The sequence below is a fragment of the Bradyrhizobium manausense genome, assembly GCF_018130615.1.
Classification (GTDB): Bacteria; Pseudomonadota; Alphaproteobacteria; order Rhizobiales; family Xanthobacteraceae; genus Bradyrhizobium; species Bradyrhizobium manausense_A.
Genome location: NZ_JAFCKB010000003.1, coordinates 121,857 through 139,901, shown reverse-complemented (window position 1 = coordinate 139,901; position 18,045 = coordinate 121,857). Strand labels below are relative to the sequence as shown.

Sequence of the window (18,045 nt, the reverse complement as noted above, 5' to 3'; positions counted from 1 at the left end):
CGCGGCGCGGTCATCAGGGGCCGCGGGAAGCCTATTTCTCATAATGCTGTACGTCAATTTATATTGTGGTAGTCTTTCGGCTTGAGGGAACGCGAAGCTCCGCACGGTTGCGCCGGTTGCGTGCTACTGTCGCAAGAACGGAGCCAATTCGATTCACCCGAGGGAGCCTTGTCCTTGAGATCGCGTACCAAGCCGACCACCGGCGAGAAGCCCGCAAGCCCGCGCAAGGCCGCGATTGCCAAACTGGTCCCTGCACCCAAGGCGGATGGCGACGACGAGGCCGAGGACAAGCAGCGCGGTGGCGGCGTTCAATCGCTCGGGCGCGCCTTCTCGATCCTCGAAGAGGTGGCGCGCCATCGCGAAGGAATTGGGCTTGCGGAACTGAGCAAGCTGGTCGGCCTGCACAACTCGACGACGTTTCATCTGGCCAAGACGCTGGTTTCGCTCGGCTACCTCCGCCAGGAGAAGGACAACAAACGGTACCGCATCGGCCGTCCCTTGTTTGCACTCGCCGCATCAGCGCTCGACGAAATCGAGATGGTCAATGTCGCAACGCCTGTGCTGGAGGAGCTGTCGCGCCAGACCGGCGAAAGCGGCCATTTTGCCGTGCGGATGGGCGATGCGGTGGTTGTGATCGCCCGCACCAGCGGTCCCGGCGCGTTTCAGCTCACCGATCGCGTCGGCGTGGTGCGGCCCGCCCATTGCACCGCGCTCGGCAAGATCATTCTGGCGTCGCTGCGCCCCGAGCAGCTCAAGCGCTTTATCGACCGCGCCGAGTTGAAACCGTCGACGCCGAAATCCATCAGCGATGCCGGCGCTCTTATGCGTGAGATCGCCGAAGTGCAGCGCACCGGCGTTGCCTTCGACGACGGCGAGTTCAATCCGGAAGTGCGTTGCGTCGCCGTGCCCGTCACCGATTTCACCGGGCAGGTGATCGGTGCGCTCGGCATTTCCGGGCCGATCTGGCGCCTGTCCAACCAGGCGCTGCACGCCGGTGCGCAGGTCGTGCAGGCCGCCGCCGATCGCCTGTCGGCCGAGTTCGGCGCCAAGGACCGGGCGCACAGGGCCTTTATGCAGAAGGCCTGAGCCGCAACCCAAACGGCGATTTTGCCGGTTGACACCGGCAGTGACGTTCGGGATTATCCTCCCGCATTAGAAAAAGCTCTCTCACAATACCGGATAACCGGCTTTGAAGGGAGGCACGCAATGCACCCGGGAGGAGACAGACATGATCCGCTACCCACGACGGACGTTGTTACGGGCGGGCGCAGCCTTTGCTGGCGCGGCCGCGCTCGGATTTCCCGCGATCGTCAGGGCGCAGACCGAGAAGATCCGGATCGGGCACCTCACCCCGCTCACCGGCTTCCTCGGCGTGATCGGCAGCTACGCGCAGCTCGGGGTGAAGCTCGCAGCGGAGGAGATCAACGCCTCCGGCGGCATCTTGGGCAAGCAGATCGATCTGCTCTCGGAAGACTCGATCAACCCGGCGACCGCGGCGACCAAGGCACAGCGCATGCTGGAGCAGGACGGCGCGGCGGTGCTGCTCGGTGAGATCTCGTCGGCCTCCTCGCTCACCATCATGCAAGTCGCCGAGCGCAACAAGAAGGTGTTCTTCTCGACCGGCGCGCGGTCGGATGCGCTTCGCGGCAAGAACTGCAACAAATACGCGTTCCACTGCGACATTCCGAACACCGTGATGGTGAACGCAGTCGGCACCGCGCTGTCGCAGCAGGGCATGGTGAAGGGCAAGAAGTTCTTCACGCTTACGGCCGACTACATTTTTGGCCATGACCTGCTGAAGGCCGCAAAAACCTTCTTCGGCGCGCATGATGCGAACCTGATCGGCGACGAATTGATCGCAACGGATGTCACCGATTTCAGCCCGTATCTGTTGAAGGTACGACAGGCAAAACCCGACGTGGTTTGCTGCAACCTCGCAGGCAATCAGGTGACGAACCTCGTCAAGCAATATGCCGAGTTCGGCTTCCCCTACCCGTTGGTCGGCTTCAACCTCAACACCGGCGATGCCTGGGCCGCGGGCGCGGGCAATCTCAGCGGCACCTGGCCGACGGTGTGGTATCACACGCTGACCAATCCGACATCGCAGGCTTTCGTCGCCGCCTTCACCAAGAAGTACGGCAAAACGCCGGAGAACCATGCCTGGATCGACTACGTCACGCTGAAGCTCCTGGCGGAGGCGATCAACTCGACGAAATCGACCGACAGCGGCGAACTGATCGCCTATTTCGAGAAGCAGGCGCAATTCGACATCGGCAAGGCGCGCAAGGCGTATTTCCGATCTTGGGATCACCAGCTGGTGCAGGAAGCCTACCCGTTCACGGTCAAGCCAAAGGACCAGATGAAGGACCAGTGGGACATGCTCGTACTGGGCGATGCGGTACCGGCGGCCGGTGATCCGCTGGAATCGATTTACCCGACCAAAGAGCAGAACCCCTGCGAGATGAAGGCCTGACGCGCGCCCTCGCGGCAAGGACGCAACATGCAGTTCGAGTTCTTGCTGGAACAGGTGGTGAATGGCCTCGTGCTCGGAGGCTATTACCTGCTCATCGCACTCGGGCTGTCGCTGATCTTCTCCGTCGGCGGCATCGTCAACCTCGCGCACGGCGCGTTCTACGCGCTCGGCGCCTACATTTGCGTCGAGCTGAGCAGCCGTCTCGGCTTCCGGGCCTCGGTGGTGATCTCGCCCTTCGCGGTCGCGCTGCTCGGCATCCTGTTCGAACGCTTCATCCTGCGCCGTTTCTACACCGCCGATCCGATCCTCAGCCTGCTCGTGACCTTTGGGCTCGCAATGGTTGCAGAGCAGGCGATCCGGATGATCTGGGGCGCGGCACCTGTTACGACCGAGATCCCGCAGAGTTTTCGCGGCTCGGTCATCGTCGGGGACTTCCTGTTCTCGCGCTATCGCTTGCTGATCCTCGCTGCCGTCGCGGCGATTCTGTTGGGCGTCTGGTGGCTCCTGCAAAAAACCTCGTTCGGACGCGTGGTGCGCGCCGGCATCCAACGGCCGGACATGGTCGCGGCGCTCGGCATCCGCCTGCAGCCCTACATGACCGCGATCGTGATGCTCGGCGTCGGTCTCGCCGCGCTCGGCGGTGCGTTCTTTGCCCCGATCACGACGGTGCACCCGGCGATGGGTGCCGAGATCATGACCGTCGCTTTCGTCGTGGTCGTGATCGGCGGGCTCGGCAGTTTCTGGGGCGTGGTCATCGCCGCCCTTCTCGTCGGCGTCGTGCGCGGCATCGCCATTCATTTCGAACCCGCGGCGGGCGAGGCCTCGATCTACATCCTGATGTTCCTGGTGCTGCTGGTGCGTCCGCGCGGCCTGCTCGGCGAACGCATCGAGAAGTTCGAATGAGGACCGCCTCGACCATCGACAGGCTGAGGCCGGTGCTGATCGCGGCTGTGGCAGTGATCGCACTGCCCTTCCTGCTGCGCGCGCTGGGCCTGTCGCTCAACACCGGCACCTGGATACTCGGCCTCGCCATCGCGGCGACGGGGCTCAACCTCTGCATCGGCACGACTGGTCTGGTCTCGTTCGGCCACAGCACCTGGTTCGGCGTCGGCGCCTATGCCGCCGGGCTCATCCAGCTCCGCTTCTTCCCCGGCGAGATCTGGCTGCCGCTATTGGGGTCGATGGTCGTGGTCGCGCTCGCCTCGACCATAACAGGCCTGCTGATCCTGCGCCGGCGTGGCGTCTACTTTTCGCTGCTGACGCTGGCGCTGGCGGCGCTGGTCTACACCACCGCCTTCCGCTGGACGAGCCTCACCGGCGGCGAGGACGGGCTTGGCGGCCTGAAGCGCGGCGGCATCGGCCCCATCAGCTTCGACAGCGCTCTCAACTATTACATCGTGGTCGCGGCGATCGGACTGGCTGTGCTCTATGTGCTGATGCGCCTGGTGCGCTCGCCATTCGGGCATGTGCTGGTCGCGATCCGCGAGAACCAGCTGCGCGCGAACTTTCAGGGCTATCCGGTCGAGCGTTACAAGCTCGCGGTGTTCGTGATCTCGGCCGTCGTCACCGGCCTTGCCGGCGCGCTGATCGCGTTTCTGAACTATCTCGTCTCCGCCGAAGCCGTCTCGGTGCCGTTCGCCGGCGAGCTGCTGGCGATGGTCGTGATCGGCGGCATGCGCAGCCTGCTCGGTCCCGCGCTGGGTGCGGTGTTCTTCATCCTGTTCCGCGAGCTGTTCTCGATCTGGACGTCGGACTGGCTGTTCTGGTTCGGCCTCACCTTCGTGGCCTTCGTGATGTATTCGCCCGGCGGCCTCGTCGGCATCGGTTCGCTAATCATGCGGCGCCTGCGTCCGCCCGCGGAAGAGACGGCGGCAATGAGCCGGCGCAAGATCTATGACGGCTTGCCACTGCCGGACTTTTTGCGACCGGAGGCGTTGACGGGCACGGTGCTGGAAGTCAGCGGCGTGTCGCGAAAGTTCGGTGGCATTCGCGCGGTGGAGGATGCGAGCCTCAAAGTCGTGTCAGGCGAGATCCACGCCCTGATTGGACCGAACGGTGCCGGCAAGACCACGTTGTTCAACCTGGTCTCCGGTCTCTACACGCCGGACCGAGGGACGATCCGTCTGCAGAGCCGCGACATCGCGGGCGTGCCGGCGAATGCGATCTGCCACCAGGGGCTGGCGCGCTCGTTCCAGATCACGAACCTGTTTCGCGGGCTCTCGATCTACGAGAATCTCCGCCTGTCGCTGCAGGCGCGGCGCGCGATGCGCTTCAACATCTGGAACGACATCGACGCCTACAAGGACATCCACGCCGAGACCGCGGCACTGGTCAAGTTTCTCGGGCTCGAAGGCATCGAGGAGATCGCGGGCGGCGAGCTCTCCTATGGCGGGCAGCGGTTGGTCGATCTCGGTATTGCGCTCGGATCAAGACCGCAGGTGCTGCTGCTCGACGAGCCGCTCGCCGGCCTTGCCGCGGCCGAACGCGAGCGCGTCTCCAACCTGATCAAGAACATCGCGGCCAACATTCCCGTGCTGATCGTCGAGCACGACATCGACCGCGTGCTCGGCTTCTCGCAAACCGTCACCGTGATGAACCAGGGCGAGGTGCTGATGTCCGCCTGCCCCGCCGCCGTGCGGGCCGACCATAGGGTGCAGGAGATCTATACTGGCAAGGGCATTCCCGCCGTCGAACACCGGCGCAGCGACAAGCCTGCTGGCACACAAGAGACCGCGCTGCGGCTCGAGCGGGTCAACACGTTCTACGGCAAGAGCCACATCCTCAACGACGCCGCGCTCGACGTCCGCAAGGGCGAGATCGTCGCGCTTTTGGGTCGCAACGGCGCGGGCAAGTCGACGCTGCTGAAAACCATCGCCGGCCTCGTGCCGGCGGCCTCGGGCAGCATTGTCTATCGCGGCGATGATATCGCAAGCCTCGCCGCGCCCGACATCGCCCGCCGCGGCGTCGGCTATGTGCCGCAGGGCCGCGGCCTGTTCGCCGGCATGACCGTGCGCGAAAACCTCGCGCTCGGTCGCCTCGCCCGCAAGACCGACGGCAGCGACGGCGTGGCCTGGGACGAGGAGAAGATCCTGAACACCTTCCCGCGCCTGAAGGAGCGCATGAACATCGCGGCCGACTATCTCTCCGGCGGCGAGCAGCAGATGGTTGCGGTCGCGCGTGCCATGTCCGGCAATGTCCGCCTGCTGCTGCTCGACGAGCCGTTCGAGGGCCTCGCGCCCGCGGTGACGCTGGAACTGTTCAGGGTGTTCGATGCACTCCGGCAGCACATGTCGATCGTGATCGTCGAGCACAATCTCGATCTCGTGCTGGCGCTCGCGGACCGTGTCTTTGCGCTGGAGCGCGGCGCTGTGTTCCACCAGGGTCCGGCGGCGCCGCTGCTGAACGACCTCGGCTATCGCAAGCAGATCCTGTGGCTGTAGGCCCGCGTTTCCGTCCGGCATTCCGTCGCGCGGCGGGTGCGCGCCTCTATCCGGACAAAAACCGCGAAAACAACCCCATGCACAGTAGCCGGCGCCAGCCGGTACGAGCGCACTTGCACGGGGCGGCCTTGCGGAATTCCAGAAAATCCGTTTGACACGTCGGGCAAAACAGGCGCACGATGGCATCATCGCGACAATCGCCCGTGCCCACCATGCCCGATCACGGGCGCTTCGGCCTGGCGACGCGAAAACTCCTCATCGACATCTGAAAATCTGAAGCGCCGCGACAGCAGGCGCGCGGCCGGCTCCGCTCGTCGCGGCCTCTCGCGCTTGCGCCGGCAAAGGACCCATCGCATGACGACATCCCTGACCTGCACCGAGACGATGCCCATCGCGGCGGGCAATCACACCGCGATCATTGCAAGCCCAAATGTAAAGCTCCGCCGCAGGCGCATCGTGATCGACCATCCCGACCCGCGCGTCGGCGAGAAGCTGCTCGCCGAGGCGCTTGGCGTCGTCGACCGCGACGCGCTACATGGCCTCCTGAGCCAGCTGGTGAAAGCCAGCGCGGTTGCGTGCAAGCCTGAGCAGGGCAATCTGTCCTTCATGATCTCGATGCTGAAGAGCATCGCGCCGAAGGACCCGCTCGAGGCCATGCTGGCGGCACAGATGGTGAGCATCCACGTTGCCTCGATGCGTTGCGCCTGTCGCCTCGCCTGTACCGACGACGTGCCGCAGCAGGAGAGCCTCACGCGCGCCCTGACCCGGCTGGCCCGCACCTACGCAGCCCAGATGGAGGCACTGAGCCGCCATCGCAGCAATGGCGCGTGTGCGATCACGGTGCAGAATCTGTCGGTGCAGGACGGCGGCAAGGCCGTGGTCGGCCATATCACGCAACACGCAAACTTGATCGCTGCGCAGCCGGGCCTCGTAGACGCCGCGGCCATCACCATATGAGCCACCCCCGCAACACCGTGCCGATGCAGGCCAGCTCGCGCTGCGGCGCGCAGACACGGAACGGCGAAGCCTGCCGCGCGCCGGCGCTGCGCGGCAAAAGCCGCTGTCGCATGCACGGCGGAGCGTGGGGATCCGGCGCGCCATTTGGGAACAGCAATGCCGTCAAGCACGGCTATTTCACCAGCGAGGCGATCGACGAACGGAAGTTTATTCGCACCGTGCTAATCGAGGCAGAGACTCTGCTGCGCAGATTGTCCGCGGGATCGGAAACGGCCCGCAACCCGGACGAGAGCGAAACCAAATGCACCACGCCGGGAACAGAATAGCCTCCTCGCACTTAACAAATGATAGGAAGCGAGGTGCAACCATGGGCCAATCAAAGCCGATCCGGCCGACCGCCATCGTCGTCGAGGATGACGACATTCAGCGAGAGATGCTCGCGCTGCTGCTCGAAGAAAGCAATTTTGACGTGCTCCAGTGCGAGGATGCAGAGACTGCGGCTCTGGCACTGAAAGTCCGGCACCCATCCCTGATGGTCACCGACGTCAATCTGGTCGGGAAAATGGACGGCGTGGACCTCGCTCACTTTGCCCAGCAGTACAACGCCGACATGCGGATCATCGTGATTTCGGGCCGTCCGCTGCCGCGGCCCCTGCCGCCCGGTGCAAAGTTCTTCACCAAGCCGGTCTACCCGACCGTGCTGCTGGCGGAAGCGGGACAGTAGACGCACGCAGGGCTATCGCACATCAGAACAACGTGGGGCGAAGCTCGCCTGCGGCCATCCATCGAGACGCCCGCCTCCGGCGGGCCCTCAGGATGAGTTCGCGTTTTGCGGCGAGATGTTAGACCCGATCCTGCGCAGCATCTCCGTAAGCCCTCAGTAAGCCCTCACCGTTCAACCCATCCCGTTGCAATCGCGCTGGCCCAGGTCGGCATGCCCCTGTCGCGGGCCAATGCGGCCATGGCCGTGCTGTCGTAGGGCACGTAACGGATCGTCGCGGACCAGCCTGCGCGGCCGCGCTCCAGAATGGCGTAGCAGGCGTGGGGCGTGCCGACCTCGACCACATAGGGAACGGGCGACCGCCCATCGTAACCGGGCAGCCCAACGCTGCCGGGATTGACGACCATGCGTCCATCCCTCAGGCGGACCACGCGCGGGATATGCGTGTGCCCGCAGAGAATGAGTTCTGCATCGACGCCTTCGGCGCCGGCCTCGATCATGTCGATCGGACTGGCGCGGACGCTGCCGTCGGCCGTGACGTGATCGAGCCAGAAGGCAGCATCGTCCCTGGGAGATGCGTGGCACAGAAACACGTCCTCTCGATAGAGAAGCGTCGACGGCATGCTGGCCATCCAGTCGAAATGCTTGCGCGCGAGCTGCCGGAAATCGCTCCTGGCCGATGTCCCTCTCCGCCAGAGCTCGACGAGAATGCGATCCTGGTCGCCCTGTACCGATGGAAAGCCCCGTTCGATCAGCAGATCTGCCGTCCGGGCCGCCTCGAGCGGGCCGCTGACGTGATCGCCGAGATTCACGATCTCGCGGATGCCGAGCTCGGCGATATCAGCGAGCACGGCTTCAAGCGCCGGGCAATTGCCGTGGACGTCCGCGATTGCAGCAAATTTCATCTCGCCCTCCTCATGCGGGACGGCCGACGACACTCCGATTGCGGGACGATGCAGAAATGGCAGGTCGCTTTAGCTGCATTTTGAGAAGCGCCCGCAAGCTGAGTGTCAAATCGGCGCCGTGCGGAAAGCTATCATTGCGATCGCTGCGCGGGCAAGTGACGGCTTTGACGAGGCAGCGAATGACGCGAGGCGCTGTGCCGCCATGGCTGGCGGGCCATGCGATAAGGCGCCCTCTCCCGCCATTGGCACGGCTCCCCCAATCATGTAACCCGGCCAAAACCCTTGCCGGGACGGGACGCTGATGAGTGCGGTTGCGACGGATGAGGCGGGACAGGGCACCCGCGCGCTGATCTTTGCGCTGCTTGCGCTGGCCTGCGGGCACATGCTCTCGACCTTGCTGCGCACCATTCCGGCGGTCAGCCTCGATGTGATGGCGGCGGATTTCCGCATCGAACCGCAGGCGCTGGCGAGCCTCACCTCGGTCTATCCCTTCGCCTTTGCGGCGGCGCAGATCCCGGTCGGCGCCGCGATGGATCGTTTCGGCGTGCGGCCGGTGTCGCTCAGCCTGCTCATGGGAACCGTGGTCGGCGCCATCGCGTCGGGCTTTGCGACGGGGCCATCGAGCTTTGCCCTCGGGCAAGTGCTGCTCGGCATCGCCACGTCGGGCATGCTGATGTGCCCGATGACCTTGGCGGCGAAGCAACTGTCGGCTGCGCGTTTCGGACTATGGTCGGGTGCGATCCTCTCGATCGGCAATATCGGCATGCTGCTGTCGTCGAGCCCGCTGGCCTTCGTGGTCGACCATTACGGCTGGCGCGCCGGGTTCTGGATCTCGGCGCTCGGTGGCGTGCTGGTGGCGCTTGCCGTGTTCCTGCTGGTGCCGAGCCAGCCGGCTGAGCACAAGGACGATTCTTCCCCGCTGTTGCAGATGATCGAGGTGCTCAGGCTCGGATTCTCGCGGCCTCTGCGCGGCCTGATCGCGCTGGCGCTGGTGTCGCTTGCCACCTCGCTGGTGCTGCGCGGGCTGTGGGGCGGGCCATGGCTGATGCAGGTCAAGGGCCTGTCGCGGGTCGAGGCCGGCAACCAGCTCGCTGCGTTCACGCTCGCGATGATCGCAGGACCCCTGTGCGTCGGCATGATCGACCGCAGGATCGGCCGCCGCCGCGAGCTGGTGGCGAGCACGCATATGGTCGGAGGCCTGCTGCTGGCGCTGATGGCGCTCGGCGCGCCGCACTATCTGGTCTCGATGCTGTTCGGCGTGCCCGTGATGCCGCCGCTCTACGATCTCGTGCTGTTCGTGCTCATCGGCATCGCGACCTCCGCCCAGCCATTGCTGTTCGGCATGTCCCGGCAGCTGGTCGACGCGCAAACCGCGGGCAAGGCTCTCGCGGCGATCAACCTCGCCTTCTTCCTCGGCGCGGCGCTGATGCAGTCGGTCACAGGCGCGGTGGCAGCGCTCGCGGGGCTACCGGCGGTGTTGCTGTTCATGGCGGCCGCGCTGCTCGTGGGAGCGATGATCTTTTTGACTTACACCTCGTCGCATACGTAGGATGGGCGCTCGTGCATCAAGGGAATGAACTCCATGCCTGTCGACACCAAAGCCGCCACCGACCGCCTCATGCGCTTCCTCGCCGTGGAAGGCGTCACCGGACAGGAGGCGGCGATCGGGCGTGAGCTCGCCGCCGCGCTGAAGGAGAGCGGCGTGCCGGCCAAGGCGATCCGGCTCGACGACGCCAACAGCCGCATTCCCGTGCCGACCGAGACCGGCAACCTCATCGTCGATCTGCCCGGCCGCGGTGCCCTGCACAACCAGCCGCGCATCATGTTCATGACCCACATGGACACCGTGCCGCTCTGCGCCGGCGCCAAGCCGAAGAAATCCGGCCGCAGAATCGTCAACGAGGCCAAGACCGCGCTCGGCGGCGACAATCGCTGCGGCTGCGGGGTGCTGGTGACCCTGGCGGCCGAGCTCGAAAAGCAGAAGCTCGATCATCCGCCGATCACGCTGCTGTTCTGCGTGCGCGAGGAGAGCGGCCTCTATGGCGCGCGCCACGTCAAGCTCGACGAGCTCGGCTCGCCGGTGATGGCCTTCAACTATGACGGCGGCTCGGCCTCCAACGTGATCATCGGCGCGGTCGGCGCCGATCGCTGGACCGTCGAGATTTTTGGCCGCGCCTCGCACGCCGGCGTCGCGCCGGAGCGCGGCATCTCCTCGACCATGATCATGGCGCTGGCGCTCGCCGAGGTGAAGGCCGGCGGCTGGTTCGGCAAGGTGGTGAAGGGCAAGGGCGCAAGCGCGCGGCAGGGCACCAGCAATGTCGGCCCCGTCACCGGCGGCGAAGGCCGCCCCGCGGGCGATGCCACCAATGTCGTCACCGACTATGTGCATGTGCGCGGCGAATGTCGCAGCCATGACGGCAAATTCTTCAAGGAGATCACCAAGGCCTACAAGGCCGCGTTCGAGAAGGCGGCCAAGAAGGTCACCAACGCACAAGGCAAGTCCGGCAAGGTCAAGTTCAAGGCCGAGACCGACTATTTTCCGTTCCGCATGAAGGAGAACCTGCCGGTCGTCAAACGCGCGATCGAGGCCGTATCCGCCGTCGGCGGCACCCCGAACGTCCGCGCCGCCAATGGCGGCCTCGATGCCAACTGGATGGTCCGCCACGGCATTCCGACCGTGACGTTCGGCGCCGGGCAGAACGAGGCACACACGATCGACGAATGGATCAATCTCGACGAATACGATCGCGCCTGCGCGCTGGCCGTGCAGATCGCGACGATGCGGTGAGGTAGGCTGACTTGTAGGGTGGGCTAGCCCGCGGCCGCGCGAAGCGCAGTCCGCTGGCGTAACCCACCAACTTCGTTCGGCAAGTGTGGAAACATGCGTGGGTTACGCCCCGCGATCCGCGCTTCGCACAGTTCGCAGGGCTAACCCACCCTACGAACCAAGAAAAAAACGCAAGGAGGCCACATGGCGCGCATCGCGACGATCGAATCCGGGCTCTACCGGATCCCCCTCCCCGTCACACTGTCCGACTCCACCCATGGCGAGATCGCGGCGTTCGAGCTGATCACCTGCCGTATCAGCGATGCCGATGGTGCGGAGGGCGTCGGCTACACCTATACGGTCGGGCGCAATGGCGGGGCGACATCCGATATCCTCAAGCGCGAGATTCCGCCGCTGGTCGAAGGACGCGAGGCCGACGATACCGAGGCGATCTGGCATCACGTCTGGTGGGGCCTGCATTATGGCGGACGCGGCGGGCCTGCGGTGCTGGCGCTGTCCGCGCTCGACATTGCGCTGTGGGACCTGAAGGCGCGGCGGGCCAAATTGCCGCTGTTCCGCCTGCTCGGCGGATTCGATGCGCGCGTGCCGTGCTACGCCGGCGGCATCGACCTCGATCTGTCGGTCGAGGCCCTGCTGAAGCAGACCGACGGCAATCTCGCAAAAGGCTTTCGCGCCATCAAGATGAAGGTCGGCCGGCCCGATCTCAAATCCGACGTCGCGCGGGTCGCAGCGATGCGGCAGCATCTCGGCGACGGCTTTCCGCTGATGGCGGATGCCAACATGAAATGGACGGTCGAGGAAGCGATCCGCGCCGCCCGCGCCTTCGTGCCCTACGACCTGACCTGGCTGGAAGAGCCGATCATCCCCGACGATGTCGCGGGCCATGCGCGCATCATGCAGGCCGGCGGCGTGCCGATCGCCGCCGGTGAAAATCTGCGCTCGCTGTGGGAGTTCAAGAACTACATCGCGTCGGGTGCGGTCTCCTATCCCGAGCCCGACGTCACCAATTGCGGCGGCGTCAGCGCGTTCATGAAGATCGCGCGGCTGGCGGAGGCGTTCAACCTGCCCGTCACCAGCCACGGTGCGCACGACATCACCGTGCACCTGCTCGCGGCCTGCCCGAACCGGTCGTATCTGGAGGCGCACGGTTTCGGGCTCGACAAGTACATCGAGCATCCCTTGGTGCTCGAGGACGGCAAGGCGCTGGCGCCGGACCGGCCGGGTCATGGCATCGGTTTTGACTGGAAGGGGCTGGCGAAACTGGCAGCGTAGGACAGTCTGCGGCCACGATGGAGGTGTGCCCCCTCTCCCGCTTGCGGGAGAGGGTTGGGGAGAGGGTGCCTCCACAGTGAGACTCCCTATGACGGTCGAACCCTCTCCCGGCCTCTCCCGCAAGCGGGAGAGGTGAAGCGGAGCGCGCAGCGCGGTCGGTCTGCCCAGCAATCACCGAACTCGCTTCTGCACGCGAGGCATTCCGAGGCGCTTGATGCGGTGGCCAGATAATCCGCTATGCTGCCTGCAATCGCCATCTTTCGAGAGAGCCACGCCTTGCCCCCTGAGCTGCACAAGAAACTGACCGCGTGGCGCCAGCATCTGCATGCCCACCCCGAGGTATCCCTGCAGGAGAAGGCGACCGCCGCCTTCGTGCAGGAGCGGCTCACCGAGCTCGGCATTCCCTTCGAAGCCGGAATCGGCGGTCATGGCGTGGTCGCGACGCTGACGCGCGGAGCGGCCGAGGGGCGCGTCGGCTTGCGCGCAGATATGGACGCGCTTCCGATCACCGAGGATACCGGGCTTGCCTACGCCTCGAAAAATCCGGGCGTGATGCATGCCTGCGGGCATGACGGGCACACGGCCTCGCTGCTGGGCGCCGCCGCGCTGCTCGCCGCGGACACCAGCTGGAGCGGCACGATCGATTTCATCTTCCAGCCGGCCGAAGAAGGTTTTGGCGGCTCGCGCGCGATGGTCGCGGCCGGGCTGTTCGAGCGTTTCCCGATGCAGCGCGTGTTCGGCTTCCACAATTGGCCGGGCCTGGATGCCGGCACCATCGCGGTTCATGACGGCGTGGTCATGGCTTCCGGCGGCCGCGTCACCATCACCATCGAGGGCCACGCCGGTCACGCCGGCATGCCGCATCTGACGCGCGATCCGGTGATGGCGGCCGGCCATCTGATCGTGGCGCTGCAGTCGATCGTGTCCCGCAGCGTCGATCCGCTCGACACCGCCGTGCTCTCGCTGTGCACGATCGAGGGCGGCACCGCGCCGAACCAGGTCGCGGGCAAGGTCGTGATCCGCGGCACGCTGCGGCATCACCGCAACGAGGTGAAGGACATCATCCTCGCGCGGATCGGCGACATCTGCGCCGGCATCGCCACGAGCTTCGACGTCAAGGTCACGCCCGACATCGTCCTGGGCGTCGGCGTGGTCAGCAACACGCCGGAGGAAGCTGGCCTCGCGCGCATCGCCGCGGACAAGGTGCGGGCGCCGCTGCGGCGCGATCTGGCGCCGAGCATGGCGGGCGAGGATTTCGCCTTCTATCTCCAGCACCGCCCCGGCGCGTTTGTCTGGATCGGCAACGGGCCCTTGCGCGACGGCGCCGAGTTGCACGGCCCGCGCTACGATTTCAACGATACCATCCTCCCCGTCGCGTCGAGCTGGATGGCCGAAGTCGCCAAGACGGCGCTGTCGGCGAACTAGCCCCGTGGCTCCCCCGGATCGGTTGCGCTAGGATGGCAACGCGTTCGAGCCAGCGGGATCCGGATGAACCGGCGTGAATTCGTCTCAGGGTTGACGGCGGCAACTGCGCTTGCAGGCGTGGCTGCGACGGCCGCAGCCACGGAGAGCCGGCGGGTCGCGCTCGTCATCGGCAACGGTGCCTACAGGAACGTGCCCACCCTGACCAATCCGCCGAACGACGCCAGCGACATCGCCGCGGCGCTGAGCCGACTTGGCTTCACCGTCGCCCTGGCGACGAACGCCGGCTTCGACGACATGCGCCGCAGGTTGATCGCATTCGGGCGCGACGCCGCCGGCGCCGACATGGCAGCCGTGTACTTCGCCGGCCATGGCATGGAGATCAATGGTGAGAACTGGCTGATCCCGATCGACGCCGAGCTGAAACGCGACACCGACGCGGCGAATGAAGCCATCAACCTGCAAAGCGTGATGCTGCAGGTGTCCAACACCACGAGCCTTGGCCTCGTCATCCTCGATGCCTGCCGCAACAATCCGTTTGCCGCCAGGATGAATCGATCGATGGCCACGCGTGCGGCCCCCACGAGCGGGCTCGGCCGCATCGAGCCCGTCGGCAACGTTCTCGTCGCCTATGCCGCGCGCGACGGCACCACGGCGCTCGACGGCGAGGCGCGCAACAGCCCGTTTGCAGCAGCGCTGCTGCGCAACATCGAGGCGCCGGGCGTCGAGGTGACCTTCATGTTCCGCAACGTCCGCGACGACGTGATGGAAGCAACGCGCAACGAGCAGCAGCCGTTCGTCTACGGTTCGCTGTCGCGCAAGGCGATCTACCTCGCGGGCCGGCCACCGGACGGTGCGGAGGGAACGCCAACGCAGGCTGCCGTCTCTCCTGCGCCAATGCAGACGACGACGGCGCCAACGATCGATCCCGCGCTGGTCGGCACCTGGGAGATCATGGTGCCGAGCGGCAGAGGGCAGTCGCGCTGGATCTGGCAGATCATGGGCGACGGCACCTACCGGTTCCACGCCGAGCCGCAGCGCTCGGCCCGTGCGCACGAAGGCACCATCACGGCGGCGAACGGCCGCTGGACCCTGCACGCCATCAGGGGCCTGTCAGGCTACAGCGACGGCGGCGCCTACGAGATCCACGATGCGCTGGCGGTGATTACCGGCAAGCTCGGCACCGGCGCCTGGAAACGCAGCGCCGAATAGATGCGTTAGGCGTACCGCCCCGCCGGGCCGCGATCGCGGCCGTGCGCTGGCTCCCGCCCTGCTCTCTGGAACCCAGGTTTCCCCGGCGGCCTTGCGGCGTGCGCTTGACGCACGGCGCCCGGGCAGGTTTAATGAGTTTTAAGAACAATTGTTCGCATTCCGAACATTAGCCGTCGGGCACAAGCGGGCTCACAACACCGCGTCCCGCACCACCAGAGGAAACGTCACCGATGCAAGCTCTCCTCAACGGCGAAAGCACGCTCATCGTCACGATGATCGTCGCCTACATCGCCTTCACCTCCTGGCTCACGCTGAAGCTGCGCAGCCGGACCAGCGATCAGTTCATGACCGCGTCCCGCGCGATGCCGGCCGTGGTCGTCGGCGTGCTGATGATGAGCGAATTCGTCGGCGCCAAATCGACCGTCGGCACGGCGCAGGAGGCGTTCCAGTCCGGCATGGCTGCGGGATGGGCCGTGCTCGGCGCCTCGATCGGCTTCCTGCTGTTCGGGATGTTGATGGTGAAGAAGCTCTACAATTCCGGCGAATACACCATCTCGGCCGCGATCGCGCAGAAATACGGCAAGTCGACCATGCTCACGGTGTCCGTGATCATGATCTACGCGCTGCTGCTGGTGAATGTCGGCAATTACGTCAGCGGCGCGGCGGCGATTGCCACCTCGCTGCATGTCAGCATGCCGGTTGCGATGTGCATCATCGCCGTGGTCTCGACCTTCTATTACGTGTTCGGCGGACTCAAGGGCGTCGCCTGGGTGACGATCCTGCACAGCGCCTTCAAGGTCGTCGGCATCATCATCATCTTCGCGGTCGCGATGTCGCTGACCGGCGGCATCGCGCCGATGCAGGCCAAGCTGCCGGCTTATTATTTCAGCTGGGACGGCAAGATCGGCTTTGCGACCATCTTCGCCTGGACCTTCGGCACGGTCGGCGCGATCTTCTCGACACAGTTCATCGTGCAGGCGATCTCCTCGACGCCGAGCGCCGATGACGCCCGCAAGGCGACGTATTATGCCGCGGCATTCTGCCTTCCGCTCGGCCTCCTGCTGGCGCTGATCGGCGTCGCCGCAAAGTATCTCTATCCCGACATGAACAGCCTCTATGCGCTGCCGGTGTTTTTGGAGAAGATGCCGCCGCTGGCCTCCGCCTTCGTGACGACCTCGCTGGTCGCCTCGATCTTCGTCAGCGTCTGCACCGTTGCGCTTGCGATCGCCTCGCTGGTGGTGCGCGACTTCTACGTGCCGTATTGGCAGCCGACGCCGGAGCGCGAGCTGAAGATGACCCGCGTGTTCTCGATCGTGATCGCCATCGTGCCGCTGGTCTTCGTCTTCTTCATTCCGGAGATCCTGAAACTGTCGTTCTTCACCCGCGCGCTGCGCCTGTCGATCACGATGGTCGCGATGCTGGGCTTCTATCTGCCGCTGTTCGCCAGCAACCGCGGCGCCACCGCCGGCCTGATCGGCGCCGCCGTCTCGACCACGGTCTGGTACCTGCTCGGCAACCCCTTCGGCATCGACAACATGTACATCGCCGCCGTGACGCCGCTGGTCGTGATGGCGATCGAGCGCCTGGTGATGGGCGCCGCGCCGCAGCCGGCGCAATCCAATGCTTTCGTTGAAAGGACTTCGACATGACCATCGGTGCCGAGGTCGCGATCACCGACATCGAGATCGCCGCCGATGGGGTCGTTCGTCCCGCGGCCGGCGATCCCGACCGGTTCGACGCCTTCATTCCCTCGCCTTGCGTGCAGAACCACGCCGCCAATCTGATGCCGCTCGCCAATGGCGATCTCGCCTGCGTCTGGTTCGGCGGCACGCAGGAGGGCATGTCCGATATCTCGGTGTATTTCTCGCGGCTTCCGCGCGGCGCGGCGCAATGGTCGGCGGCCGAAAAGCTGTCCGACGATTCCGGCCGCTCCGAGCAGAACCCGGTGCTGTTCCCCGCCCCTGACGGCACGCTGTGGCTGATGTGGACGGCGCAACTGGCGGGCAACCAGGACACCGCCATCATCCGCCGCCGCCTCTCGCGCGACCATGGCAGGAGTTGGGGCCCGATCGAGACGCTGTTTCCGGAGCATCGCGGCCGCGGCACCTTCATCCGCCAGCCGATCGTCGTGCTCGACAATGGCGACTGGCTGCTGCCCGTGTTCTATTGCCACAGCATGCCGGGCCGGAAATGGAACGGCGACGAGGACACCAGCGCGGTGAAGATCTCGTCCGACGCGGGAGCCACCTGGCGCGACATCGACGTCCCCGGCAGCCGCGGCTGCGTGCATATGAGCATCGTGCGCCTCGACGACGGCTCGCTGGTTGCGATGTATCGCAGCCGCTGGGCCGACAACATCTATCAGAGCCGATCCACCGATCACGGCCGCAGCTGGTCGGCGCCGGTTGCGACCGCGCTGCCGAACAACAATTCCTCGATCCAGCTCACGCGGCTCGACAACGGGCATCTCGCGCTGGTCTTCAACGATTCCAGCGCCCGGAACGCAACGGATCGCCGCCTCTCGCTCTATGACGAGATCGAGGACGATCTTCCGCCCGTGCTCACCGGCGACGGCGGCAAAACCGACGGACGTACTGCGTTCTGGGGCGCGCCGCGGGCGCCGATGACGCTGGCGATCTCGCGCGACGGCGGACGCACATGGGCCAAGCGCGACGTCGAGACCGGCGACGGCTATTGCATGACCAACAATTCGCGCGACCAGACCAATCGCGAACTGTCCTACCCTTCCGTCAAGCAGACCGCGGACGGCGCGATCCACATGGCCTTCACCTTCCATCGCCGCGCCATCAAATATGTGCGCGTGACCGAACCATGGGTGCAGCAGGACTAAGGTG

15 protein-coding genes are annotated in these 18,045 nt (G+C 65.5%); 14 read left to right on the top strand and 1 reads right to left on the bottom strand.

From position 1 onward, the window contains the following. The first annotated feature begins 174 nt into the window (after positions 1–174). From JQ587_RS07165 to JQ587_RS07135, 7 genes are all read left to right on the top strand, one after another. Positions 175–1,086: an IclR family transcriptional regulator gene (locus JQ587_RS07165; RefSeq protein ID WP_249154212.1), complete on the top strand. Its 912-nt coding sequence runs from the start codon at positions 175–177 to the stop codon at positions 1,084–1,086. 142 nt (positions 1,087–1,228) lie between these two features. Beyond that, the gene (locus JQ587_RS07160) at positions 1,229–2,473 is read left to right on the top strand and encodes an ABC transporter substrate-binding protein (RefSeq protein ID WP_212424836.1); all 1,245 of its coding nucleotides are present in this window, start codon (positions 1,229–1,231) and stop codon (positions 2,471–2,473) included. A 27-nt stretch (positions 2,474–2,500) separates the two neighbouring features. Then, positions 2,501–3,376, top strand: a complete 876-nt coding sequence (locus tag JQ587_RS07155; protein ID WP_212424835.1) for a branched-chain amino acid ABC transporter permease — start codon at positions 2,501–2,503, stop codon at positions 3,374–3,376. After that, positions 3,373–5,913, top strand: coding sequence for a branched-chain amino acid ABC transporter ATP-binding protein/permease (locus JQ587_RS07150; protein ID WP_212424834.1), 2,541 nt, complete (start codon positions 3,373–3,375; stop codon positions 5,911–5,913). The genes JQ587_RS07155 and JQ587_RS07150 overlap by 4 nt, the downstream gene beginning before the upstream one ends. Positions 5,914–6,267: 354 nt before the next feature. Further along, positions 6,268–6,870: a hypothetical protein gene (locus tag JQ587_RS07145; RefSeq protein ID WP_212424833.1), complete on the top strand. Its 603-nt coding sequence runs from the start codon at positions 6,268–6,270 to the stop codon at positions 6,868–6,870. Further along, positions 6,867–7,196, top strand: a complete 330-nt coding sequence (locus JQ587_RS07140) for an HGGxSTG domain-containing protein (protein ID WP_212297805.1) — start codon at positions 6,867–6,869, stop codon at positions 7,194–7,196. Before JQ587_RS07145 ends, JQ587_RS07140 begins: the two co-directional genes overlap by 4 nt. Before the next feature lie 41 nt (positions 7,197–7,237). After that, positions 7,238–7,594 (top strand): response regulator, encoded by a 357-nt coding sequence (locus JQ587_RS07135; RefSeq protein WP_212297804.1) that lies wholly within the window; start codon positions 7,238–7,240, stop codon positions 7,592–7,594. Between the two features lie 164 nt (positions 7,595–7,758). On the opposite strand, the gene JQ587_RS07130 is transcribed toward JQ587_RS07135, so the two are convergent. After that, the gene (locus JQ587_RS07130; RefSeq protein WP_212424832.1) at positions 7,759–8,496 is read right to left on the bottom strand and encodes a metallophosphoesterase family protein; all 738 of its coding nucleotides are present in this window, start codon (positions 8,494–8,496) and stop codon (positions 7,759–7,761) included. 301 nt (positions 8,497–8,797) lie between these two features. On the opposite strand from JQ587_RS07130, the gene JQ587_RS07125 reads away from it, so the two are divergent. The 7 genes from JQ587_RS07125 to JQ587_RS07095 all read left to right on the top strand — a co-directional run bounded on the left by JQ587_RS07125 (position 8,798) and on the right by JQ587_RS07095 (position 18,041). Further along, positions 8,798–10,045, top strand: coding sequence for an MFS transporter (locus JQ587_RS07125; protein WP_212424831.1), 1,248 nt, complete (start codon positions 8,798–8,800; stop codon positions 10,043–10,045). A gap of 33 nt (positions 10,046–10,078) precedes the next feature. After that, positions 10,079–11,284 carry a M20/M25/M40 family metallo-hydrolase gene (locus JQ587_RS07120; protein WP_212424830.1) on the top strand — a complete coding sequence of 402 codons (1,206 nt, stop codon included), beginning with the start codon at positions 10,079–10,081 and terminating at the stop codon, positions 11,282–11,284. 183 nt (positions 11,285–11,467) lie between these two features. Continuing rightward, positions 11,468–12,556 (top strand): mandelate racemase/muconate lactonizing enzyme family protein, encoded by a 1,089-nt coding sequence (locus JQ587_RS07115; RefSeq protein ID WP_212424829.1) that lies wholly within the window; start codon positions 11,468–11,470, stop codon positions 12,554–12,556. 276 nt (positions 12,557–12,832) lie between these two features. Continuing rightward, positions 12,833–13,981, top strand: coding sequence for an amidohydrolase (locus JQ587_RS07110; protein WP_212425043.1), 1,149 nt, complete (start codon positions 12,833–12,835; stop codon positions 13,979–13,981). Between the two features lie 63 nt (positions 13,982–14,044). Next, complete coding sequence (locus tag JQ587_RS07105) at positions 14,045–15,190, top strand: caspase family protein (RefSeq protein WP_212424828.1); 1,146 nt, start codon at positions 14,045–14,047, stop codon at positions 15,188–15,190. A 230-nt stretch (positions 15,191–15,420) separates the two neighbouring features. Next, the gene (locus tag JQ587_RS07100; protein ID WP_212297796.1) at positions 15,421–16,839 is read left to right on the top strand and encodes a sodium:solute symporter family protein; all 1,419 of its coding nucleotides are present in this window, start codon (positions 15,421–15,423) and stop codon (positions 16,837–16,839) included. Further along, positions 16,836–18,041 carry a sialidase family protein gene (locus JQ587_RS07095; protein ID WP_212424827.1) on the top strand — a complete coding sequence of 402 codons (1,206 nt, stop codon included), beginning with the start codon at positions 16,836–16,838 and terminating at the stop codon, positions 18,039–18,041. Before JQ587_RS07100 ends, JQ587_RS07095 begins: the two co-directional genes overlap by 4 nt. The last annotated feature ends 4 nt before the right edge of the window (positions 18,042–18,045 follow it).